The sequence below is a fragment of the Testudinibacter crocodili genome, assembly GCF_006228025.1.
GTDB lineage: Bacteria > Pseudomonadota > Gammaproteobacteria > Enterobacterales > Pasteurellaceae > Chelonobacter.
Genome location: NZ_VDHF01000161.1, coordinates 1 through 3,414, shown reverse-complemented (window position 1 = coordinate 3,414; position 3,414 = coordinate 1). Strand labels below are relative to the sequence as shown.

The 3,414-nt window shown below is 34.5% G+C and carries 3 protein-coding genes; all 3 read right to left on the bottom strand.

Annotated features, from left to right (window positions below):
- A partial coding sequence (locus FHQ23_RS12055) for an ABC transporter permease (RefSeq protein WP_139614530.1) occupies positions 1-892 on the bottom strand: 892 nt, incomplete at its 3' end.
- Positions 893-907: 15 nt separating this feature from the next.
- On the bottom strand, positions 908-2,404 hold the full coding sequence (locus FHQ23_RS12050) for a sugar ABC transporter ATP-binding protein (RefSeq protein ID WP_139614529.1): 1,497 nt from the start codon (positions 2,402-2,404) through the stop codon (positions 908-910).
- A 64-nt stretch (positions 2,405-2,468) separates the two neighbouring features.
- Positions 2,469-3,414: substrate-binding domain-containing protein (locus FHQ23_RS12045; RefSeq protein WP_267963719.1), on the bottom strand; the 946-nt coding region annotated here is incomplete at its 5' end.

The following is a 3,414-nucleotide window of genomic DNA, read 5'->3' as shown; positions in this document are numbered from 1 at the left end:
GAATAATAATACCACCTTTTACTACTTGTTGATGGTAACCAGGAATATTGAGCAAGTTCATTAAGTTAGATATAATGCTTAAAATCAATACGCCGATTAATGTATTGGTTACAGTACCTTTACCGCCAGATAAACTTGCTCCACCCACGACTACAGCAGCGATAGCATCTAACTCAAAACCGATGCCAAAAACCGGAGAACCTACACCTGTACGGGTTGTAGCTAAGATACCCGCTAATGCACATGCTAAACCACAAATTACGTATACCCAAAATTTATATCGTTCTACTTGGATACCAGAAAATTGAGTTGCAACTTCATTACTACCAATGGAAATAACTAAGCGTCCGAACACGGTTTTTTTGAAAACAAAAAATACACCAAAGAAACATATTAATAAAACATAAAATGGTAGAGGTAAAGCAAGTAAATAGCCAGTGCCAAAATCAGTGAAAGCATCATTATCAATAAACACAGGTTGGCCTTTAGAAACAATTAATGCTAAGCCCCGTGCAATCGTCATCATAGCAAGCGTTGCGACAAAAGGAGCAACTTTAAAGTAGGATACTAATCCTCCTGCGGCAGCTCCAATTATTGTGCCAACAAATAATGCTATAAGCATACTGCCTAAAATACCGTAATCAGGAATAACTAATGCAATGACTACAGAAACTAAAGCCATTATTGATCCAACGGATAAATCAATACCACCAGTTAGAATTACGAATAATAGACCAAGTGAAACGATTCCTAAAGGTACACTTTGACGTAATACATTGGTAATATTTTCCAGTGAATAAAAGCGATCCGTTAATAATCCGGATATAATTAGCATCAAAATAAAAAACATTAATGTTGAATGTTTTAGGCAAAATAAATAAAAGTTCTTCATTAATTACTCCTTATATTAAACTGCTTCACGTTTAGGTATGGCTAATTTCATTATATTTTCCTCAGTCATTTCTTGCGCTGATAATTCACCAGTGATAGTTCCTTCACTCATGACATATAATCTATTGCATAGACCTATAAGTTCTACTAGTTCTGAAGAAATAACTAATAAACCATAGCCTAGTTTGGCAAGATCGGAAATAATACGATAAATTTCTGCTTTCGCTCCTACATCAACACCTCTAGTTGGTTCGTCAAGAATAATGAAATCGCAATCAGTACTTAACCATTTTGCTAATACGACTTTTTGTTGATTACCACCACTTAAACTGGAAAGAGAGTCTTTTAATTTACCTAATTTAATTTGTAAGAGTTGTTGCATTTTTTCACCAGCCTCTTTTTCAGCCTGGTAATTAATCACACCAAATTTAGAATATTTTTTTAAGGTTGCCATTGTTATATTCTCCATAATAGAAAGATTTAACACCGCACCTTGTTCTTTACGGCTTTCTGGTACTAACCCTATACCAGCATTAATTGCTGAAAGAACACTTGTCACTTTTATTAATTGCTCATTTTTATAAATTTCTCCTTCAGAAAACTTATCAATACCAAATATACAACGTGCTACTTCTGTTCTACCAGCACCAACTAACCCGGCAAGACCAACAATTTCTCCTTGTCTTACATTAAAATTAATGTTGCGTACCATCTTACCTCTATTTAAATTTACTATGCGTAACATATCTTTATTTTGAGGTTCATTTTTTGGAGGGTAAAGAGATTCTAATTCCCTTCCAACCATATGACGAATAATATTATCTTCTGTAGAGTTGTTAGGATCTAATTCGGTCACAGTTTTTCCATCTTTAATGACGGTAATTGCATTAGAAATACGGAATAATTCTTCTAAACGATGTGAAATATAAATAATAGTGACGCCTTTAGATTGTAATTTTTTTAAATTTTCAAATAATATGTCAATCTCTGGGGCTGCTAATACCGCAGTTGGTTCATCAAGAATTAAGATATTGACATTTTTTGTTAATGCTTTAGCAATTTCAACCATTTGTTGATAAGCCACACTTAAATTACCTAAACGAGTTTTAGGTGAAATATCAAACCCTAAAGATTGTAATGCTGCCGCCGCTCGTTCATTGATGGATTTCCAATTGATGGTTTGTTTTCCATCGCCTAAATCATCTAAGAAAATATTTTCAGCAACTGAAAGATCGGGTGATAGAGCTAATTCTTGGTGAATAATACCAATTCCTTTATTTTGGCTACTTTTCGGTGTGGTGAAATGTACTTCTTCACCATTAACTTTGATAATTCCACTATCTTTTATATAAATGCCTGATAAAATTTTCATTAGTGTTGATTTGCCTGCGCCATTTTCACCAATTAATGCATGAATAGAGGCTTTCTTTACATTTAAACTTATATCAGTTAATGCCTTTATACCACCAAAATGTTTACTAACATTGCTGATTTCTATTGCAAACTCGGACATAATTGTTCTCCAGAAAATTGATTGTGGGAGTCGCCCACAATCATTGGATAAATAAAACAATAAATTAGTATAAAGATTCTGGATCGTATACTGACTCTACATTATCTTTGGTGATTAATAATGGTTTAATATAAATATAATCAGGAAAATCACGTTTACCGGCTTTATGCTCTTTAATCGTATCAATAGTTAGTTTTGTTAAAGAATTTGGATTATTTGATGCCGTTGCTTGTAATTCGCCTTTCTTGATAGAATCTAAGCCAAATTTATAACCATCATGAGCATATACTTTTATGTTTTGTAATTTCCCAGTTGCTTTCAAGGCACGGATTGCACCTAACGCCATATCGTCCATTTCGGAATAAACAGCGTTAATTTTATCTCCGTGTGCAACAAGTGCATCTTCCATTGCTTTCAACCCACCTTGTTGATCCCAGTTACCCCAAACTTGAGTTATAACATTTAGATTACTTTGATTATATTGACGAATTTGCGTATTTAGCACCCCAACCATAAAATTATTGCGGCGAGCCTCACCAACAAGATTACCTTGGTTACCGCTAATAAGTACTAGATTAATTGGTTCTTTCCCAAATTGCTCAACTGCATATTCCCCTACCATTAAGTTATTTGCAGCATTATTAGCTTGGATCCGAGTGATGACAGGCGCAGTTAGTGCGATATCACTATCTAGAGCGATTGAAGGAACATTTGCACGTGCAGCCATTTCAGCAATTTTGATTCCAGCAATCGGATCTTGAGGATTAAATACAAGATAATCAATACCTTGAGATAACATGTCCTCGACATCAGCAAGCTGTTTGTTTAAATCGGCTCGAGCATCAGTGGTGATTAATTTATAACCTGCATCTTTAGAATGAATTTTCATATATTCAGTTAATCCATTAAAAAATGCACCGTTTAGTGTACGGTTAGAAAAACCGATTTTAACTTTGTCGTCCGCTGTAGCAGTACCCACGATGGATAGTGATAGAGCCAGAGCAGTAAGT

Bases quoted from the DNA above. Each gene is read 5' to 3' on its own strand.
- FHQ23_RS12050 (WP_139614529.1), bottom strand. From the start codon at position 2,404: ATGTCCGAGTTTGCAATAGAAATCAGCAATGTTAGTAAACATTTTGGT.